Annotated in this window: 21 protein-coding genes and 3 pseudogenes; 9 read left to right on the forward strand and 15 right to left on the reverse strand. The window is 70.7% G+C overall.

The genetic code is table 11. From position 1 onward, the window contains the following. Positions 1-29: 29 nt before the first annotated feature. From OG522_RS41190 to OG522_RS04810, 3 genes and pseudogenes are all read right to left on the reverse strand, one after another. Positions 30-449, reverse strand: a pseudogene (locus tag OG522_RS41190) (cation-transporting P-type ATPase); the annotation flags it as partial. A 44-nt stretch (positions 450-493) separates the two neighbouring features. Next, on the reverse strand, positions 494-1,357 hold the full coding sequence (locus OG522_RS04805; RefSeq protein ID WP_329461664.1) for a universal stress protein: 864 nt from the start codon (positions 1,355-1,357) through the stop codon (positions 494-496). Beyond that, positions 1,354-2,262 carry a universal stress protein gene (locus OG522_RS04810; protein WP_329461665.1) on the reverse strand — a complete coding sequence of 303 codons (909 nt, stop codon included), beginning with the start codon at positions 2,260-2,262 and terminating at the stop codon, positions 1,354-1,356. The genes OG522_RS04805 and OG522_RS04810 overlap by 4 nt, the downstream gene beginning before the upstream one ends. A gap of 309 nt (positions 2,263-2,571) precedes the next feature. Here OG522_RS04810 and OG522_RS04815 point away from each other — a divergent pair, with 309 nt between their 5' ends. Together OG522_RS04815 and OG522_RS04820 are read left to right on the forward strand one after the other, a co-directional pair. Continuing rightward, positions 2,572-3,180: a CBS domain-containing protein gene (locus OG522_RS04815; protein ID WP_329461666.1), complete on the forward strand. Its 609-nt coding sequence runs from the start codon at positions 2,572-2,574 to the stop codon at positions 3,178-3,180. A gap of 140 nt (positions 3,181-3,320) precedes the next feature. Then, positions 3,321-4,199 (forward strand): universal stress protein, encoded by an 879-nt coding sequence (locus tag OG522_RS04820; protein WP_329461667.1) that lies wholly within the window; start codon positions 3,321-3,323, stop codon positions 4,197-4,199. A gap of 78 nt (positions 4,200-4,277) precedes the next feature. On the opposite strand, the gene OG522_RS04825 is transcribed toward OG522_RS04820, so the two are convergent. The 3 genes and pseudogenes from OG522_RS04825 to OG522_RS04835 all read right to left on the reverse strand — a co-directional run bounded on the left by OG522_RS04825 (position 4,278) and on the right by OG522_RS04835 (position 6,948). Continuing rightward, positions 4,278-5,099 (reverse strand): hypothetical protein, encoded by an 822-nt coding sequence (locus tag OG522_RS04825; protein ID WP_329461668.1) that lies wholly within the window; start codon positions 5,097-5,099, stop codon positions 4,278-4,280. Continuing rightward, positions 5,096-5,956: pseudogene (locus OG522_RS04830) on the reverse strand (ABC transporter ATP-binding protein); the annotation flags it as partial. The gene OG522_RS04825 and the pseudogene OG522_RS04830, both read right to left, overlap by 4 nt. 395 nt (positions 5,957-6,351) lie before the next feature. Continuing rightward, complete coding sequence (locus tag OG522_RS04835; protein WP_329461670.1) at positions 6,352-6,948, reverse strand: Rv1733c family protein; 597 nt, start codon at positions 6,946-6,948, stop codon at positions 6,352-6,354. Positions 6,949-7,843: 895 nt separating this feature from the next. Here OG522_RS04835 and OG522_RS04840 point away from each other — a divergent pair. After that, complete coding sequence (locus OG522_RS04840) at positions 7,844-8,272, forward strand: cyclic nucleotide-binding domain-containing protein (protein WP_329467488.1); 429 nt, start codon at positions 7,844-7,846, stop codon at positions 8,270-8,272. 24 nt (positions 8,273-8,296) lie between these two features. After that, on the forward strand, positions 8,297-8,974 hold the full coding sequence (locus OG522_RS04845; RefSeq protein ID WP_329461671.1) for a CBS domain-containing protein: 678 nt from the start codon (positions 8,297-8,299) through the stop codon (positions 8,972-8,974). Between the two features lie 86 nt (positions 8,975-9,060). Here OG522_RS04845 and OG522_RS04850 read toward each other — a convergent pair whose 3' ends face one another. Further along, positions 9,061-9,879, reverse strand: a complete 819-nt coding sequence (locus OG522_RS04850; RefSeq protein WP_329461672.1) for a universal stress protein — start codon at positions 9,877-9,879, stop codon at positions 9,061-9,063. Positions 9,880-10,147: 268 nt separating this feature from the next. Here OG522_RS04850 and OG522_RS04855 point away from each other — a divergent pair, with 268 nt between their 5' ends. The 4 genes from OG522_RS04855 to OG522_RS04870 all read left to right on the forward strand — a co-directional run bounded on the left by OG522_RS04855 (position 10,148) and on the right by OG522_RS04870 (position 13,088). Beyond that, positions 10,148-11,026, forward strand: coding sequence for a universal stress protein (locus OG522_RS04855; RefSeq protein WP_329461673.1), 879 nt, complete (start codon positions 10,148-10,150; stop codon positions 11,024-11,026). A 234-nt stretch (positions 11,027-11,260) separates the two neighbouring features. After that, the gene (locus OG522_RS04860) at positions 11,261-11,506 is read left to right on the forward strand and encodes a hypothetical protein (protein WP_329461674.1); all 246 of its coding nucleotides are present in this window, start codon (positions 11,261-11,263) and stop codon (positions 11,504-11,506) included. A 107-nt stretch (positions 11,507-11,613) separates the two neighbouring features. After that, positions 11,614-12,486, forward strand: a complete 873-nt coding sequence (locus OG522_RS04865) for a universal stress protein (protein ID WP_329461675.1) — start codon at positions 11,614-11,616, stop codon at positions 12,484-12,486. 461 nt (positions 12,487-12,947) lie between these two features. Continuing rightward, on the forward strand, positions 12,948-13,088 hold the full coding sequence (locus tag OG522_RS04870; protein WP_329461676.1) for a hypothetical protein: 141 nt from the start codon (positions 12,948-12,950) through the stop codon (positions 13,086-13,088). A 24-nt stretch (positions 13,089-13,112) separates the two neighbouring features. Here the strand turns inward: OG522_RS04870 and OG522_RS04875 are convergent, their stop codons facing one another. Genes OG522_RS04875 through OG522_RS04885 form a run of 3 tightly spaced genes read right to left on the reverse strand, consistent with a single transcriptional unit; the run spans position 13,113 to position 14,475 of the window. Beyond that, positions 13,113-13,364 carry an acyl carrier protein gene (locus tag OG522_RS04875; RefSeq protein WP_329461677.1) on the reverse strand — a complete coding sequence of 84 codons (252 nt, stop codon included), beginning with the start codon at positions 13,362-13,364 and terminating at the stop codon, positions 13,113-13,115. After that, positions 13,361-13,750: a 2-oxo acid dehydrogenase subunit E2 gene (locus OG522_RS04880; RefSeq protein WP_329461678.1), complete on the reverse strand. Its 390-nt coding sequence runs from the start codon at positions 13,748-13,750 to the stop codon at positions 13,361-13,363. The genes OG522_RS04875 and OG522_RS04880 overlap by 4 nt, the downstream gene beginning before the upstream one ends. Further along, on the reverse strand, positions 13,672-14,475 hold the full coding sequence (locus OG522_RS04885) for an E3 binding domain-containing protein (protein ID WP_329461679.1): 804 nt from the start codon (positions 14,473-14,475) through the stop codon (positions 13,672-13,674). Before OG522_RS04885 ends, OG522_RS04880 begins: the two co-directional genes overlap by 79 nt. A gap of 165 nt (positions 14,476-14,640) precedes the next feature. Here OG522_RS04885 and OG522_RS04890 point away from each other — a divergent pair, with 165 nt between their 5' ends. Further along, complete coding sequence (locus tag OG522_RS04890; RefSeq protein ID WP_329461680.1) at positions 14,641-15,216, forward strand: YidB family protein; 576 nt, start codon at positions 14,641-14,643, stop codon at positions 15,214-15,216. A gap of 50 nt (positions 15,217-15,266) precedes the next feature. Here OG522_RS04890 and OG522_RS04895 read toward each other — a convergent pair whose 3' ends face one another. From OG522_RS04895 to OG522_RS04910, 5 genes and pseudogenes are all read right to left on the reverse strand, one after another. Then, positions 15,267-16,037, reverse strand: coding sequence for a biotin/lipoyl-containing protein (locus tag OG522_RS04895; protein ID WP_329461681.1), 771 nt, complete (start codon positions 16,035-16,037; stop codon positions 15,267-15,269). 2 nt (positions 16,038-16,039) lie between these two features. Then, positions 16,040-16,312 carry a transketolase C-terminal domain-containing protein gene (locus OG522_RS04900; protein WP_329467489.1) on the reverse strand — a complete coding sequence of 91 codons (273 nt, stop codon included), beginning with the start codon at positions 16,310-16,312 and terminating at the stop codon, positions 16,040-16,042. A gap of 58 nt (positions 16,313-16,370) precedes the next feature. Further along, positions 16,371-16,448: pseudogene (locus tag OG522_RS41195) on the reverse strand (hypothetical protein); the annotation flags it as partial. 59 nt (positions 16,449-16,507) lie between these two features. Beyond that, entirely contained in the window at positions 16,508-16,675 is a 168-nt protein-coding gene (locus tag OG522_RS04905) for a hypothetical protein (RefSeq protein WP_329467490.1), read from the reverse strand. After that, positions 16,665-17,618 (reverse strand): AMP-binding protein, encoded by a 954-nt coding sequence (locus OG522_RS04910; RefSeq protein ID WP_329461682.1) that lies wholly within the window; start codon positions 17,616-17,618, stop codon positions 16,665-16,667. The genes OG522_RS04905 and OG522_RS04910 overlap by 11 nt, the downstream gene beginning before the upstream one ends. Positions 17,619-17,668 lie beyond the last annotated feature (50 nt).

The following is a 17,668-nucleotide window of genomic DNA, read 5'->3' on the forward strand; positions in this document are numbered from 1 at the left end:
GCCACGGCAGGCCGACGGAGCATCGATTCGTCGGTCAGCAACGCCGATGCCTCGGTGAGGTCGGCGTCCGCGGCGACGATGTCTCCCTCGCCGAGGAGCAGAGTGTCGCCGGGCACGACCAAGGCCGTCGCAACGTCCCGGGCGACGCCGTCGCGCAGCACTCGGGCGTGGGGGGCCGAGAGGGCGGAGAGCTCGGCGACGGCGCGGTCCGCCCGTACCTCTTGGGCGACCCCGACCGTGGTGTTGACCGCGACCGCCACCGCGATGACAACGGCGTCCGCGTGGTCGCCAATGGCGATGGTCAGCAGGGCCGCTCCGAGCAGCACCATGATGAGCGGGTCGCGCAGTTGGGCCAGGATCCGAAAACGCAGGGGTGTGGGGCGGGGCGGTGCGACCTCGTTGCGGCCGTACCGGGAGCGTCGGCGTTCGGCCTCCGCCTCTGTCAGCCCGGCCGCGCTCGCGGCGGCTCGGCGCGCGGCTGTCCGTCACCGGCTCAGCGGGTGGGGACGGTGATCACCGGGCAGTGGGCCCGGTGCAGGAGGCCGTGGGAGACCGAGCCCAGACGCATGCCCGTGTATCCGCCCCTGCCGCGGCGCCCCACGACAAGGGCGAGGGCGTGTTCGGCGGCGCGGGCCAGTTCCTCGACCGGATGGCCGGTGAGGGCTTCGTGCGTGACGTGCACGTCGGGGTGGTTGCCCGCCAGACCAGCCGTGGCCTCGGACAGCAGGAGCCTCTGGGCTTTCAGCGCCACCTCTTCGTCGTTGAGCATGAACAGCGCCGGCTGCCACACACAGACGACCCGCAGGTCGGCACCCCGCCGGTCGGCCTCGTCGAAAGCGAATGCCAGGGCGTCGGTGGCGGCCGTGCTGCCGTCAATGCCGACGACGAGGTAGGGCGGCTGCTGAGTGACGTGCTCGGCGTCGCCCACGACGGCAACCGGGCACGCGGCCTGGGCGGTCACGGGGACCGTGGTCGAACCCGCGCTGAAGAACTCCGCCGCACGGCCCAGGTGCCGGGAGCCGAGGACGACGAGACGGGTGTGCCGGGACTGCGCCGCCAGGACGCGTGCGGGTGAGCCCGCGAGGAGGTCCGTGCTGACGGTGACTTCCGGGTGCCGGTCCCGGACCCAGCTTTCGGCCTGGCGCAACCTGTCCGCGCCGCTGCTGCGCAGCGCGATCTGCCGCGGCGTGTCGTCGACGTGCTGCGTGTCGTGCTGTGGCGGGACCGCCAGCACCAGACGGAGCGGCAACCGGCGCCGATGGGCTTCGTCGGCGGCCCAAGCCACCGGGAGGCGCCAGTCGCGGACCGGGTCGACGCCGACGACGATGTCGCGAGCCCGCTCCCACGTGGCGTTCATGACGAGCCTCCCAGGTCGCTGCCGAACCGGGGGATGAACAGCACCGGGCAGTGGGCATGGTGCAGCAGGGTGTGCGTGACCCGGCCCAGGTTGCGGCCGAGGCCGAGGGGGGCGTGGGCACGACGGCCGCCCATCACGAGCAGGTCCGCCTGGCGGGATGCCTCGGCCAGGACGCCGGCCACGGAGACGCTCTTCTCCGCGTCGCCGGCGATGGTCAGGCCCGGAAAGTCGTCTCGGATCGTGCCCGTGAGGGCCCGCAGGGCCTCCTCGTGCCGGCCGGCGATCTCGTTCATGCCGTCGAGCATGGTCACGACGTCGCCGACGGACCGCAGCAGATTCCACACGTGCAGCAGCCGCAGCGAGGCCTTGCGCAGTTCTGCTTCCTGGGCTGCGTAGCGGGCACACATCAGGTCGTGCTCGTCACGGACGGCGACGAGCACGCTGCCGCGCTCCTCCGCGTCATCCGTGCCGCGGACCACGACGACAGGGGTCCTTGCCGTCGCCGCGATGTTCAGGCCGACCGATCCGAGCATCAGGGAGTCGAAGCCGCCCCGGCCCCTGTCGCCCACGACGATCGTCCCGTGCGGGCCGGCGGCCTGACGCAGGCTGGTGACGGCGTCGGCACGGCTGAACTCGGTGGTCACATGCAGACCCGGGCACTCGGCGGCCACAGCCTTCACCGTGTCGTCCAGCAGTTCCCGGCCCGCGGCGCGGGTCCTTTCGATGGTCTCCGCCGACTGGAAGAGGATTCGGAGGTCGGTGTCGGAACCGTAGACGACGTGCAGGGGGCGGCTGCGGCGCGCTGCCTCACCCGCGGCCCACAGAGCGGCGGAGCGCGCCTGCGCCGAGCCGTCCACGCCGACGACGACGGAGCTGGTGTCCGGGCTACGGAAGATGGTTTCCACGATTCCTCCTGACCAGAATCCGACGAGGCTCACCACTGACGCTGACACCGGCGCAGGGTTCGAGAGAGGGCCGTCAGGGGCCTGCCGAGGGACCAAAGGTCCCCATCAGGGCCGCCCAGCGCTTTCCGGCCGGGCCGATGGACCTTCCGGTCCCCGGACGGGACCGTTCGGCCCTCGAAGCGGCTCTTCACGGCGGCGGATCGTGAAGGGCACAGGCCGCCCCCTTCATCACGGCACCGCCCCATCGCCGTCGCCGTCGTCCCGGCGGCGCCTTGTCTCCCCGTCCCCCGTCCCCCACCGGAGGAAGACATGAAGTACCTGCGCACCGTGGACGACGTCATGACGCACGCCGTCATCTCCGTCGACCGGCTCACCGCCTTCAAGGACATTGCCGAGGCCCTGCGCATGTGGGACGTCAGCGCCCTCCCCGTGATCGCCGAGGACAGGCGGGTGGCCGGCGTGGTCTCCGAGGCAGACCTGCTGCCCACTGCGCAGGGGGACGGCACACCCCGCGATGCCACTGCGGAGCAGTTGATGACGCACCCGGCGGTAACCGTGACGAAGGACGCCACGATCGCCGGCGCAGCCCGCCTGATGGCCCGTGGCCACCTCAAGCGCCTGCCCGTGGTCGACACGGGCGGCCGGCTGGTCGGCATGGTCAGTCGCGCCGACCTCCTGAAGGTGTACCTCCGGCCTGATGCCGACATCGCTGCCGAACTCCGCGAGCTGATCATGCACCAGCTCATTCCGCTCGGTCACGGCTCGGCCGAGGTCCGCGTCCACGTGGCGGAAGGCGTCGTCCATCTGCACGGAACCCTTCCGGGCCCCCTGCTTGAGGAAGCGGTCGTACGGGCCGCTCATACCGTGCCGGGAGTCATCGATGTCAAGGCCGAGTTCACCATCACCCTGCCCGTGTGACGGGAGGCCCGCCGTGAGGCTCCTCAGCATCACAGTCCGGCTCTGCCGGAACGTGCACGGCGTCGTAGCCGTGGAGGACGAATTCCTCCCGGATCGAGGGCGCACCGCCCTTGCCAACCACCGTCACAAGGAGCAGAACCATGTCGAACCGCATCGTGGCCGGTCTTGACGGGTCGGACGCGAGCCTGGCCGCCGTCGACTGGGCCGCCCGTGAAGCCGAACTGCATACCGCCCGCCTGGACGTCGTTCATGTCGACGACTGGCCGGACGAGGCGTCCTTCGCCGTGCCTTCTCCCGCGGTACGCCGGCGGTGGGCCGACGACCTCCTGAGCCGGACCCGGGAGCGGATCCTGCTCGAACACCCCGCCCTCGAAGTCGTCACCCACCGCATCGACGGACAGCGGGCGGCTGAGGTTCTCACCACCGCCGCCACGGACGCCGACATGCTCGTGCTCGGAGCACGCGGCTTGCGTTTCCTTACCGGCTTCCTCGTCGGCCAGGTGGGGTCAGCCACCGTCCGAACGGCCGAAATGCCGGTCGTCCTGGTGCGGCCGACCGCGCCCACCACCTCTGCGGGCGACTCCCCGGGGCACGTGGAGTCGGTCGTCCTCGGCGTGGACGTCCGCAGCGACTGCGCATCACTGTTCGCCTTCGCCTTCGAGGAAGCCGACCGGCGCGGCTGCCCCCTGACCGTCATCCACGCCTGGACCTCGCCGCTGGTGTTCGCCCGTGCCCCCGTCATCAATCCCGGGGTCGAGCAGGAAGTCGGGAACGCGCTTTCCAGACAGCTCTCCGGACTCCTCGGGCCGTGGAAGGAGAAGTACCCTCGGCTCGCGACAGAAGCACGCGTCCTCATCGGTCAGCCCGCCGTCCAGATCCTGGACGCGGCCGCCGGCGCCTCCCTCGTCGTGGTCGGCCGGCGCATTCGCCACTCGGCCGTCGGCGCGCGCGTCGGCGCCATCACCCACGCGGTGATGCACCACGCCACCTCACCGGTCGCCGTCGTCGCGCACCACTGAGGCCACGGGCACGAACGCCGCACAGCGCGCCGAAGCCGCGCGCCGTCTTCGGTCAACAGCGCTCCGGATCAGCAGCATTCAGGGTGTGAAGTCCCGGCGCAGGAGCGCCAGATGAGCGACGAGGATGCCCAACAGCCCCGTGCCGGCCAGAACGAGGAACGAGACCCACGGCACGGTGCCGTCCGCCAGGGCGTCGCCCGGCGTGTAGTAGTGGAAGGGGCTGGCGAACCTCAGGGGCCGGGCCGGCGTCCATGCCAGAGCGATGAAGTTGATCGCGAAGCCGGCCGCTCCAACCGCGATGACCGTTCCGAGCACCTGGGCGCGCCGCCGTCCCGCCGCCGAGACGGCCAGCGCCGGCCCGATCAGGCAGAGGGCCAGTCCACAGCCCATGACCCCCGCCGCGAACACCCCGCGCAGCGGCACGGCGTGGTGGATGTCCGGTGACAGGACCACTCCCACCGCGATCGTGAACGTCGCCGCCGCGTTCAGCGCCAGGGCGGCGAGCAGCACGGCCGCCGTCCGCTCCGCCAGCAGCCTGGTGCGGCTGATTGGCCGGACCATGATCAGCTCCATCGTTCCGGACTCCACGTCGGCGGCGACGGCGGCCGCCGCGAGAGAACCGATCGCGGTCAGCTGCAAGGCGATCCAGAACGGGTGGACGAGCCCGGCGCCGAGCAGCCCCGGATAACTGGCGATGGACACCCCGCCGCTCGATCCGCTGAACGCACGGTAGGCCGACGGCGGGCCCTTGCCTCCCGCGGAGAACAGATCCTGGGGGGTGATCGTGTCGGCGACCACCACGATCAGGGCCTCGAAAGCGATCATTCCGATCAGCAGGGCGATCAGCATGGTGCGCCGACGGTAGAGCGCGAGCCACAGTAGTGGCCACCGGCCTCTCATGGCTTCTCCTTCGTCCCCTGTTCCCGGTAGTGAGTCCCCTGGCTCCGGTAGAGGTCCAGGAACGCCTCGTCGAGCCCTGCCTCCTCCACCCGGATGTCGGCCACCGCCAGCTCCAGGAGTCCGCGCAGCGCGCCCACCACCTCGCTCGGAGGAACGAGCAGCTCCACTCTGTCGCCCTGCCAGAGCGGGCCCCACCGGTCGGCCGCTCCCAGCGGCCGGGAACCCGCCCCGTCGGCGAAGGACAGCCGGATCCGCCGGGCACGCGCCTCGCGCAGGCTCGCCACGCTCTCGACCGTCACCAGCCGCCCGTCCCGCACGATGGCCACCCGGCCGCAGCTCCGCTGCACTTCCGGCAGCACATGACTGGACAGCAGGACCGTGCGGCCGGCGGCCGCCGCTTCGTTCAGGAGCATGAAGAACGTTTCCTGTACGAGCGGGTCCAGCCCCTCGGTCGGTTCGTCGAGGATCACGAGCCTGGGATCGTGCTGCAGCGCCTGCACCAGCCCGAGCTTCTGTTTCATCCCACGTGAGTAACTGCCCACGGGGCGGGCGACGATGGCGGGCGTCAGCCCCAGCAGGTCGCACAGCTCGGCTCGCCGGGCCACAGGCGCACCCTGCAGCGAAGAAAGCAGGTCCAGTGTCTGCGTCCCGGAAAGTTCGGGATAGAAGCGCAGCTCGCCCGGCAGGTAGCCGAGCTGCGGTGCCAGCCGCCGATGATCCGCGATCGGGTCGAGCCCGAGCACCCGTACCCGGCCCGCACTGGGGCGGACGAGTCCGCTCAAGCACCGCAGTGTGGTCGTCTTCCCAGCCCCGTTGGGGCCCAGGAAGCCGAACACCTCACCGGGCCGCACCGTCAGGTCCAACCCGTCGATTCCCACGACCGGTCCGTACTTCTTGGTGAGACCGGACAGCTCGATCGCCAACCCGTCGCCCATGACTTCCTCCCTTGCGTTCAGGTGCGGTGGCGGCGGATCCAGCGGCGGAACTCGTCGGTTCCCCACACCAGGAGCGGGAAGGTCGCGATGAGGAGGACGACGTCCACGGGGAGGGCCGAGGTACCGAAGAGGTGCTGGAGCGGAGGGCCGTAGACGAGTGCCGCGGTGAAGGCGAGCGCCCGTACACGGCCAAGCGGCGCGCCGCCTCCCGGCTGGACAGACCCAGCGGCCCGGTGTGCAGGTCCCGGCGGAGGACGGGCAGGGGCTCCAAGGGGCCGAGCGTGATCTCGGGCCCCGTCTTCGTGCCGGTGGCGGCCTCAGTCATCGCCGGCTCCCCGGCCGGGTCGCAGGCGGCCGGACCACAGCGGTTCGATGTCCGCCCACTCGGCCTCCCACGCCTTGATGCTGTGCGCGTCGACGATTCGCAGGCGCACGAAGACCACGGCGCCGGCCGCGAGGACGATCCCGCACAGCGCTCCTGTGCCGTATCCGATGGCGCTCGCGGCGATGTCCACGGTTGCGGGCGGGGCGGCCGCCGCGTCGCCGTTGTCGTCGAGCCACACACGGACGGCGTCGCCCTTGCGCGTGCCGTCCGGCACGGGGACGGTCTGCGTGTGGGCTCGGTTCGCCGGATAGTGCCAGGTGGCGGCCGCCACGGTGACCGGGAGGCCGCTCACGCCGGACGACGCGACGTAGCGGGTCCCGGCGGTCGTGGTGGCCATCGCGGTGTGCCGGTGGCGGGCGATCTCCTCGGCCGCGCCGCTGCCGTGGTTCCACACGCTCTGGCCGATCATGACGCCGCAGACCACGGCCAGCGCGCAGGCCACGGCGAAGGCGACGTGCAGGCGGGTTCGGGTGCGGTCGGCGCCCCGCCTGAGCGGGTTGGCGGTCGTGCTCCTCGTCCGGCGGTCCATGGGGTGCCTCCGCAGCTCCGGCGCGCAGGCCGGCCGCCTGGTCAGGCGGCAGCCGGCTCGGCGCTGATCCGGTGGTTCCGGGCGGGGGCAAGATCGGTGGCGTCGGCGGACAGGGCCGCCACGTCGACTCGCTTGCTGTTCATGCCTTGCTCCGCGCCCTGTGCTCCACGAGGTGGTGGCCGAGTTGTTGTCACTGTCGCGCGGTCGGCGCCTTGCCCGCTTGGGCCGGGCGGTTCCCGGCGAGGACCGTTCGGCCCTCCCTGGTGGCGCCGCTGCCCGGGTTCACCGGGCGGAGACACCTATGGGGCGGGTGGCAGCCAGGCGATCTCGCAATACGGGCGAGGGCCGCGGAGCCCCCGGCCCACGACTGGAGTCAGCCAGGACGGAGGCCCATAGAGGCAATTCTCCCTCCGGCGTGGTTGACGTCGTCGCGGCGGACAAGGGCAATGACGGACGCGCCGCGTGGCATCCAGACGTTTTCATCAGCCGGTCGAATGTTCGCTCGATCACCCAGCGTTTGGGCTGGGGCCGGAATCCCTTGATGGTGGGCCGTTTCACGACCTCGACATCGATTCCACTTGCGGCTCCGTGCTGGAGGACGCTGTGCTGCCCAGCCGCCGTGAGGGCCCCGTGAACACGGTCGCACCGCCCTGGGCCCACCGCGACACACGCTTCGACTCTCGGAGTGCCTCCGCCCAGGTTGCGCCGCGCCGGTTTGCGGCGATGGTGGAGTCATGCGGCCGGGAGCAAGTCGCCGCTGGGTCCCACGCCCCGCCATGGCTTTCGCATTGGCCGCGTGCTGAGACGTCCGTGACCGGACAGGAGCCCGGCTCCGTTTCGAGGTCGCGGAGAAGGGACGGCCATCGTGGTTGCGAGGACCGGCGTTTTCGGCGCCATGACCAAGGAGCACCGCGAGCAGCTCATGTTGCTCGCTCGTGAGGTGTCGTTCGCGGCAGGCGAGCGCATCTTCAACGAGGGCAGCAAGGCCGACCGATTCTGGATCATTCGCACGGGCACGGTCGCTCTCGACCTTCACGTGCCCGGCCGCCGGGCAGTGGTCGTCGAGACCCTCGACGCCGGAAAAATGCTGGGCTGGTCCTGGCTGGTCCCGCCCCATCAATGGCACCTGGGTGCCGAGGCCAGCAGCCCGGTACGTGCCTACGAGTTCGACGCGGCGGCGGTTCGTGACCTGTGCGCGAAGGACCCGGCGCTGGATCACGAACTATGCACTTATGTCTCCGGCGTGCTCGCGCGCCGGCTCCGGTCCACCCGGGTGCGACTGCTCGACCTGTACGCGCCTCACGGCGCGGGCGAGGTCCCCTGACAAGGCGAGACGAGGTGCTTCGAAGTGCCGCAGACCCCGCACATCGTGAGCGATGTGATGACTCAGACGGTCGTGGCCGTCGGCCGCGAGGCGCCTTTCAAAGAGATCGTCCGGACCATGGAGCAGTGGAAAGTCAGTGCCATGCCCGTCCTTGAGGGCGAAGGCCGCGTCATCGGGGTCGTCTCCGAAGCCGACCTGCTGCCCAAGGAGGAGTTCCATGACAGCGACCCGAGCCTCTCCGAGCAACGCCGGCGACTGTCCGACATCGCCAAGGCCGGAGCAGCCACGGCGGAGGAACTCATGAGCACCCCCGCCATCACAGTCCACCCCGGCGTCACCCTGGCCCAAGCGGCAAGGATCATGGCCGTCCGCCATGTCAAGCGTCTGCCCGTGGTCGACGACATCGGCATGCTCCGGGGCATCGTCAGCCGTGCCGATCTGCTGAAGGTCTTCCTGCGGCCGGACGAGGACATCGAGGAGGAGGTTCGCCGCACGGTGGTGTCCTACCTCTTCCCGGCCTTCAGCCACGCCATCCACGTGAACGTGCACGAGGGAGTCGTCACCCTCCGCGGACACATCCAGGACACCTCGCTCATCTCGGTCGCCGTGCGCCTCGTGCGTGCCGTGGAGGGCGTCGTGGACGTCGAGCCCCACCTCACCGGCGAGTCCACCGCTCCGGCTGAACCGAGGGGCTCGCAGTGAAGTCGGGCAATGCGGCACCCCGTGAGGGGCGGCAGGGCCAAAGGGCCTCGCCGACGGACCATGGGGCTCATCCGGGCCCTACCTGGTCATATCTGCGGCACGACCACGATCGGACATGGCGCGTGATGTAGCACTGCATGGTTGACCAAGCCCAGCTGCAAACCGACGTGCCCGTGTCGTCTCCGGGCTCCGACGACGAGCAGATCGGCACCGGACGCGGCATTCAGGAGCGCCTGTCGTGCCGCGCCCTCGACCACCTCGCTCCTCACCGTCACGTCCGGATACCGCTGCTCGGGGCCACGCAAGGCGTCGGCGAGCACCTGGGCAGGCGGGCGATCGAGGGCTCGGAGGGCGTAGCCGGACAGGCCCGGAGGCCCGGGGTTACCGACCGGGACACTCCAGGCGTGCACCGCCAGGAGCGGACAGCGCCGCAGCTGGGCCTCGCGGAAAGCGAACTCCACGGCCGTACCGCTGCCTTCCCCGTCCTCGACCCCGACGACGACGCACCCCAACCGGCCGTGCCGGGGCTCCTCCCCGCCGCGCACCACGACGACCGGGCAGTCGGCATGGGCCGCCACAGCCAGGCTGACCGAACCGAGGAGCAGGCCGGCGAGACCTCCGAGCCCTCTGGACCCGAGTACCAGAGCGAGGGCGTTGCGCCCATCGCTGAGGAGCGCTGACGCCGCGTCTTCGGACAGCACCTCACTCGACAGCCGTACCGCAGGAGCACTCTTCCTGGCTCGCTCCGAGGCGGCGGCGACCAGGTCCGACGCGTCGTGGTCAGCCGGGGCCGCGTGCAGGAGATGGAGCGGCACGTCGTGTCGGACTGCCTCACCCGCGGCCCAGTCCACGGCCTCAAGACTCGCCTCGGACCCGTCGATGCCGACCACCAGGGGAACCGCCATTGCTTCCGCCTCCTCCTCATGCCGGACTTCACGTCCGTCCGTTAAGCCGCCGCTTCCGCAACTACATGCGCCGCGAGGAGATCTGGGGTACTCCTCAGGGGAGAAGCACCGTGCTCACGCGCCGCACAAATGTGCATGTGCTGCGGTGACCACGCCCCGCGGCCGGCCTGCACGGCCACGCGGCCGCCGACGCGCGGGGACGGGAGTAGTCCGGACGACGGCCACACTCACTGTCCTTCCAGCTTCGTACCAGACGGAGGTAGTCGCCATGGAACGAGTCCTCACCGTGGGACTGGACGGCTCACCCGAGAGCCTCGCCGCTGCGCATTGGGCCGCAGAAGAAGCCCAGCGGCGCAAACTCACCCTGCGTCTGCTGCATGCGTGGCCCCTGCTGGTGCCGGAACCCGCCCACGCCCCTGCTGAACTGGACCACAACTACTGGGCGAAGCGGCTCGTGCACAACGCCCAGACGGAACTCCAGGCGCGATACCCGGGCCTCACCGTCGTCGGCAACCTGGTCGCCGACGACGCCCAGGACGCGCTGATCCGAGCGGCGTCGGAGTCCGCAATGCTCGTGCTCGGTTCGCGGGGCCTGACTCCCGTGGAGAGCTACTTCCTCGGCGACATCAGCATGATCGTCGTGGGGCGCGCCGAGCGGCCAGTGGTCCTGGTTCGTGCCGAGGGGCGTACGGAAGGGCCCTCGGCGTCCGAACCAGGTGCGACAGGCGGCGTAGTGGTGGCACTGAAACTGCACGCCTCCTACGACGAACTCCTAGAGTTCGCCTTCACCACCGCCGCGGCACGCAGCCTGCCCCTCCGCGCCGTCCATGGCCGCAGCACGCCGCTCCACGCTTACACCCCCTGGGGTGTGGACCACACCGTGACCCAGGAGATCGTCCAGGGCGTGCAGAAGGACCTGAACCAGGCGCTCCGCCCTTGGCGCGAGAAGTTTCCGGGCGTGAACGTCGCCCACACCATCCGGCTCGAGAGTCCGGCCAGGGCCGTCGTAGGAGCCGCCGAGGGCGCCGGACTGCTGGTCGTCGGCCGACGCAAGCACCACCCCGACCTGGGACCGCACCTGGGCCCGGTCGCCCAGGCCGCCGTCCACCACGCGCGCTGCCCTGTCGCTGTCGTCCCCCATGACTGAGCCGAGCCACTACGGGGATCCGGCGGTGTTGGACCAGCTCGGCTCAAGGACGCGATGCTGGCGTCCACTGTCTGGGCAATTGCCGGGCGAGGCTTGCCGCGCTCGACGGCCACACGCCTGCACAGGGCCGACTCTCGCCGATCAGCGCACCAGGCGGGAGCCAACCGCGAGCACCCGACAGCCCCGTGGCCGCTGACACCGGCGACCCGGTCCTGCTCGGTGGTTTGCTCTCCGGTGAGCCCGCGTGGCAGGTGTGGCCGGGGCCGTGACCACGGGCAGACGAGATCGCCGGTTCTCGCCCCCTGCCCGGCCGGCGCCCGCGCCTGGAGGGCGCTGGACGGCCTGCCGGTCACCATCCGGCTCGTCGACCCACCCCTGCACGAGTTCCTGCCGGACCGCACCGACCTCGCCGTGCGCATCGCCATCGCCGAGGCCCAGGGTGTCGCCCGCCTCACCCCCCTGCTCACCACAAAGCCGTGAACCGCCAGATCAGCCCCCGCGAGGCCGTGACGTGGCGACTGCCGTCGGCTGGGGTCACGCTGGAAGACAGTGAAAGGACGGCGGCACGGGAATCTGCTGGAGGCGCCATGAGCGGTGCGCACGGGCGTGAGCCGATCGTCGTGGGTGTCGACCCCGACCCCTCGAAGCGGCTGGCAATCGCCTGGGCCGCAGACGAGGCGGATCGCCGTGGCCTGCCAGTGCGGCTCGTCCACGCCCAGGGCGTACCGACGGGTGGATACCGCTCTGGCAAGGTACGGCCGTCCTGGGAGGAGTGGAACCGGACTCTGCACGAAGCGGGTGCCGAGGCACTCAAGGAGGCGGTCGCCTTCGTCGAGTCCCGGCGCCCGACGGTGGAGGTGTCGACGATGCTGGCGGAAGGAGAGCCCGCGTGGGTTCTGCGGGACGAGGCGCGGAACGCCTCGCTGGTCGTGGTGGGTTCCTGGCATCTGAGTACCCGGCGCGAAATGTTCACCTCCGCCTCCGTGGTGCTGCCGCTCTCCGCCCACGCTCCCTGCCCGGTCGTCGTCGTTCCGGAGCCGGAGCACATCACCCAGGAGCCCGCGTACTTCGTCGTCGGCGTCGACGGCAGTCCGCACGCGGCGGCGGCGGTGGATGTGGCGTTCGAGGCGGCGGCTCTGCGCGGGGCGAACCTCAGGGCCCTGTACGTGTGGCATCCGCCGCTCCTCGGTGTCCTGGACGAGGACGCAGCGGTGCGGGAATGCCGCCGGGTGCTGTCCGAGACGGTCGCGGGCCGGACCGCGAGGTACCCGGGAGTGGAGCTGCACCACGAGGTCGTCCTCGGCCACCCCGTGCGGGTACTGACGGAAGCCTCGGAACACGCGCTGGGCCTGGTCGTGGGAACCCGCGGGCACGGAGGTTTCACGGGCATGCTGCTGGGCTCGGTGAGCCAGGGAGTGTTGCACCACGCCCGCTGCCCCGTCATCACGGTTCCGGTGTGAGACGCCGAACGGCGCCATCCCATGCCCCGTACGGCCCGGGTGGCGCCGGACGGCCCGTTCCACGATGAGGGCGCTGCCGGTCGGGGGCGGCACATCGGCCGGACGGCCACCGAACTCACTGGAGTCCGTGATGGAGTCTCACGCAAGGCCCTCCGCGCCCGCCCGGCCCCGCCGGAACCGAGGGCCTCGACGCCGTGCGGGTTCGGATGATGCGCACCGGCCTGGACCCGCTGGTACCAGGCGGAGGAGCGGAAACGGCGTTCGACGCCACGTCCGGTTCCGCGCCACGTCCTCCGGTAGGGGAACTCACCGCCGGTGATGTGCTCCCCGCCCTGAACACCTCACGGCGCGGCTTGTCGGCGGAACGGGCACGGGCCGGGCGGAGCGGTACGGGCCCAACGAAATGCCACGGGCCGCGGCGGCTCCGCGCCAGAGGACCCCGCTCCAGCACCAGGTGGCCTGTGCGCCGCCATGCTCTGATCAAGCAGCTGCTGGCGATGGAGGCGCTCGGGCCGACCATGGGTGGTGTGTGCGAACTGTTCGCCTCGGTACGGGACATCGACGACGTGGTTGGCGTCGTCGACGGCACCGAAGCGGTCTGAACCCTCACGTCCACGGAGCGCGCCTCACCCCGTGCGGGCGACAAGAAAGTCCGCACTGCCGGACAGCGTGGCCAACTGGGGCGTGTCCTCGTCCTCGATGCGGACGCCGGAGCGTTCGCTGAGCACCTCGACGAAACTCAGGAAGTCCAGGGAGTCCATCTCCAGCGCGTCACGGAACGCTTCGTCGGGCCCGAGGGCGGCGATGCCGGCGCCAGGGATGACCTGGGAGATCGATTCCCTCACCATGTCCAGTGCGTCGGTTCGGTTGATGTTCACAGCTGCTCCGGGTTCTGCAGGAGGCGAGCGACCGCCGTGAGGTAGCGGGCGCCGTCGGTCGCCCGGTGGTCGGCCGAGAGGGTCGCAGCGACGACGGGCCGCACGCCCAGCATGCCGGAGACGGCGCACGGCCGGTCGACCACCCGTCCGAAACCGACGAGAGCCACCTGCGGCGGGTAGATCACTCCGAACACGGCCTCCATGCCCTGGTCTCCGAGGTTGGTGACCGTGATCGTGGCGTCCGACACCTCGGAGCCCCGCAGTCTGCCCGTACGGGCCCGGGTGACCAGGTCCTTCAGGGCCATCATCAACTGCGGGAGTGCCAGGGTGTCGGCGTGGTGGAGTGCGGGGGCGACGAGCCCTCCACCGCGCAGCGACACGGCCACGCCCAGATGTACGCCCTCGCCGGCCGAGAAGTGTCTTCGGTCCAGGAACCGTTGAGCTCGGGGACGTCCCGGGCCGCCAGGGCCGCCGCCTTGAGCAGCAGGGCGGCGGGAAGCAACCGTTCGCCGATCGGGCTGCGCCGATTGTGCTCGTGCAGCCAGTCCATCGCGGCGGCCAGGTCCACGGTCGTGGAGAGGTAGTAGTGGGGAATGTCCCGGTTGGGGCGGCTCATCAGGCCAGAGATCGCGCGGCGCACGCCCGCCCCCCGATCATCGGGCACGTGTACGACAGAAGGACGTTCAGCGGAAGGGCGCACCGCGACGGCGTCCGCAGAGGCGAGCGGAAGCGGAGTCGACGGACCGGGGGCCGCCTGGCGTACGTCCGCAGCGCGGACGGCCGAGTCCCTGCCCGTCCCCTGCACGGTGGCCAGGTCGACGCCCACTTCGGCGGCGAGCCGCCGGGCGAGGGGCGTGGCCCGCACGCGCGGTTGTCGGGTGGTGGCCCCGGCGGCCGCCGCTTCCTCGACGTCGGTTCGGGTGACCCGGCCGCCGGGTCCGGAGCCGTGCAGCGTCTCCAGGTCGACGCTGCTTTGCTCCGCCAAGTGCCGGGCCAGGGGGCCAGCCTCCGTGTGGCCGCGCTGTCGAGCGGTGGACGGCACCAGGGCCCGGCCCCTGGCGGGTTCGGGAGGCGTGGACGGGAGCTTGGTGGGCGCGCTGGCTTTGTTCACGAGGACGGGCAGCACTTCGACATCGGTTCGGGAGTCGCAGCCTGGCCGAAATATTCACGAGGCTCGACAGCACTTGGGCCTGCTGGGGCTGTCTCGTAGCAGTGGACCTTGCAGAGGTCAGATCCACCTTGCGTTTGATCTTGCCTGGGCGGGAAAGATCCCCGCATGACCGATCCTGTGAACGACGGCGTGGCGACGCCGACAACCGTGTCGATCTCGGTGAAGGGCCTCTCGGACGCCGGTCTGGAACCGCAGCTGCGGTCCTGGATCAGCTCCGGACCCAACGAGCCCGTGACCGCCGATCAGATCACCCGGGCCATCGGGGAGGACCGGCTCGCTCAGGCCGCCGAATCTCTGGGCCGGGAGCCCGGCGACCTCGCCGCAAGTCTCGCCGCCGATCTCCCCGGCCTCATCGACACCGCCTCCCCCAACGGCCGCGTCGAATTGGCCCGCACCCAGGACGAAGCCGGCGCCATCCAGGCCCGAACGGCAGGCAGCATCCACGCCTACATCGAAGGAGGACCCGCCTCTCTCTACAACGGGACCGACGCCATCGCACTGACCACCGCGTTCAATGGCGTGACGCTGACCGCAACCCCTCAAGAGGTCGTGGACGACGCGACTTCCACTCCCGGAACCCAAGCCGACATGACGATCATCGCCGCACGCCCGCTCGACACCCGAAACGGGCTCTACACGGCCGACATGACCGTGATCTTCGACGCTGTGCCCCGCCCCTAGTAAGCCCAAGACCGATCACTTGTGAGGTTGCGGAGGTTTTGGTTGCCCGGTCAGACCTGGCAACAACAACCCACGCCCTCGCAGATGCGGGGCATGTCCGGACCGGGCGGGATGCCACGGCGTCGGCACCGCGTGTGACACCGTGCCGACGCCGTGGGATGTGCAGGCTTGGTCTGAACAACCCTGCAGTCGGGTGCAGCGCAGTCGACACCAAGAATCCCCAGGGCGGCCTGGCCGCCCGGTCCCGCACCACCAAGACGCCGAAGCCCGGCGGGGCGCGCTGACCGGCGCGCGGCCCAACCGACGCGTACCTCCACCCGTCGGCGGGAGGGCCCGCGAGGTGCCTCCCGTTCTCGTGAACACCGCCTATTCGCGCGAGCGTGCGACTCCCAATGTCGCGTCAAAACGACGTCGCTACTCGTGTACAAAGCCAGCGCGCCCTTCTTCGGTGCGCGACGGGCCGCTCGTCGCTTCTCCGCCTTCTCCGCCTTCTCGGTCTCCGTGGGGCCCTCGGGTCCACGGACCTTGCGTGGTTTGCGGGTTCTGTGCGGCTTCCCCTCTCCTTCCGGGTGCTCGGGTTTCTTCACCGTCGCCCCGATCAGCGCGAGTGGTGTGCCCACCGGCACCGTCGTGCCGGGCTCGACGAGCAGCTCGGCCATGGTTCCGGTTTCGAAGCACTCCACCTCGATGGTCGACTTCGCGGTTTCGACGACCGCGACCGGATCGCCTCTGTGTACGAGGTCTCCGGGTCCCACCAGCCACTCCAGGAGCGTGCCCTCGTCCATGTCGGCGCCGAGGGACGGCATGGCGAACTGGGCCATGATCAGTCCACCGCCCGGTGGGCGGCCGCGACGATGTCGGCGGTCTGCGGCAGGGCGGCCTCTTCCAGCTGCCGGGCGTAGGGCATGGGCACCTGCGCGCTGCACACCCGCTCTACGGGCGCGTCCAGTTCGTAAAAGGACTCCTCGGCCATACGGGCGGACACCTCGGCGGCGAAACTTCCCGTCCGCCATGCCTCGTCGACGACCACCGCACGGTGGGTACGGGCCACGGAAGCGGCGATGGTCTGGGCGTCGAGGGGCCGGAGCGTACGCAGGTCGAATCACTTCGGCGCTGATGCCCGCGGCGGCCAGCTCGTCCGCCGCCGCGAGGGTCTTGGGCAGCGAACCTCCGTACGTGATCAGGGAGATGTCGGTGCCGGGTCTGCGGACCGCTGCGTGATCCAGGTCCATGGGCGCGGTGGCCGGGAGGAGCTCATCGGAGACGTTGTAGAGGCTTCCGTGCTCGAAGATCAGTCGGGGTCGGGGTCGGCGAGCGCCGAGGCCAGCATGTGGCGTGCGTCCTCCAGGGTGGCGGGGGCGAGGACGCGGATTCCGGGGATGTGTGCGTACCAGCCCTCCAGACTGTGCGAGTGCTGGGCGGCGAGCTGCCGTCCGGCGCCCGTGGTCCTACAGGACAGCCTCCGGGTTGAGGGGCTCGCCGACGGAAGCGATGAAGCGCAGGGCCGACAGGTCGTAGGAGCGCGGCAGGTCGTACGGGCCCTGGCGCGGTGTGGCGCGCATCAGCATCCGCAGGGCCGTGGGAGCGGTGTACCAGACACTGACCCGCTGTTCGCCCAGGATCCGGTACCAGCGGCGGGCATCGTAGTCGCCCTCGTCGACGACTACCGTCACGCCGTGGACGAGCGGGGCGATGATCCCGTACGACATGCCGGTGACCCAGCCGGGATCGGCGGTGCACCAGTACACGTCCTCGGGGTGCAGGTCGAGGGCGTACGCGGCGGTGGCGTAGTGGGCGACGACGGCATCGTGGACGTGGACGGCGCCCTTGGGGGTGCCAGTGGTGCCGCTGGTGAAGTGCAACAGGGCCATGTCGTCGAGGGAGGTCGGCGGGATGGTGAAGGTGTCCGGAGCGGCGGCCATCAGGGCGTCGAAGGAGGCGGTGCCCGGCAGGTCCTCGGCGCCGGGTCCCACGATCAGGACGAGTTCCAGTCCCGGAAGCGATGCGCGGTGCTCGGCGACCTTGCGCCGGTAGAGGGCCGCGGTGGTGACCAGGATCCTCGCGTCACCGAGACGCAAGCGCTGCTCAACGGGGTCGGGGCCGAAGGCGGAGAAGAGCGGGCAGAGCACGCTGGTGTTCTTCAGCGTGCCCAGCACCGTGGTGTACAGCTCGGGGCAGCGGCCGAGCAGGGTGAACACCCGGTCGCCGCGGCCAACGCCGAGTGAGCGCAAAACGTGAGCGAAACGCGCCGTACGCCGGGCCAGTTCCGCGTAAGTGACGGTGGAGACGGAGTCGTCCCGGGCCGCGCAGCGCGGGGCGACCTTGTCGGCGTGGGCGGACGCCGCGTGCAGGTCGACCGCCTCGTGGGCCATGTTGAGGCCGCCGCCGGGCAGTCCGGCCAATTCGGTGCGCGCCTGTGCCCAGGTAAAGGCCGAGCAGGCTCGGTCGTAGT

The organism is Streptomyces sp. NBC_01431, from assembly GCF_036231355.1.
Lineage (GTDB): Bacteria > Actinomycetota > Actinomycetes > Streptomycetales > Streptomycetaceae > Streptomyces.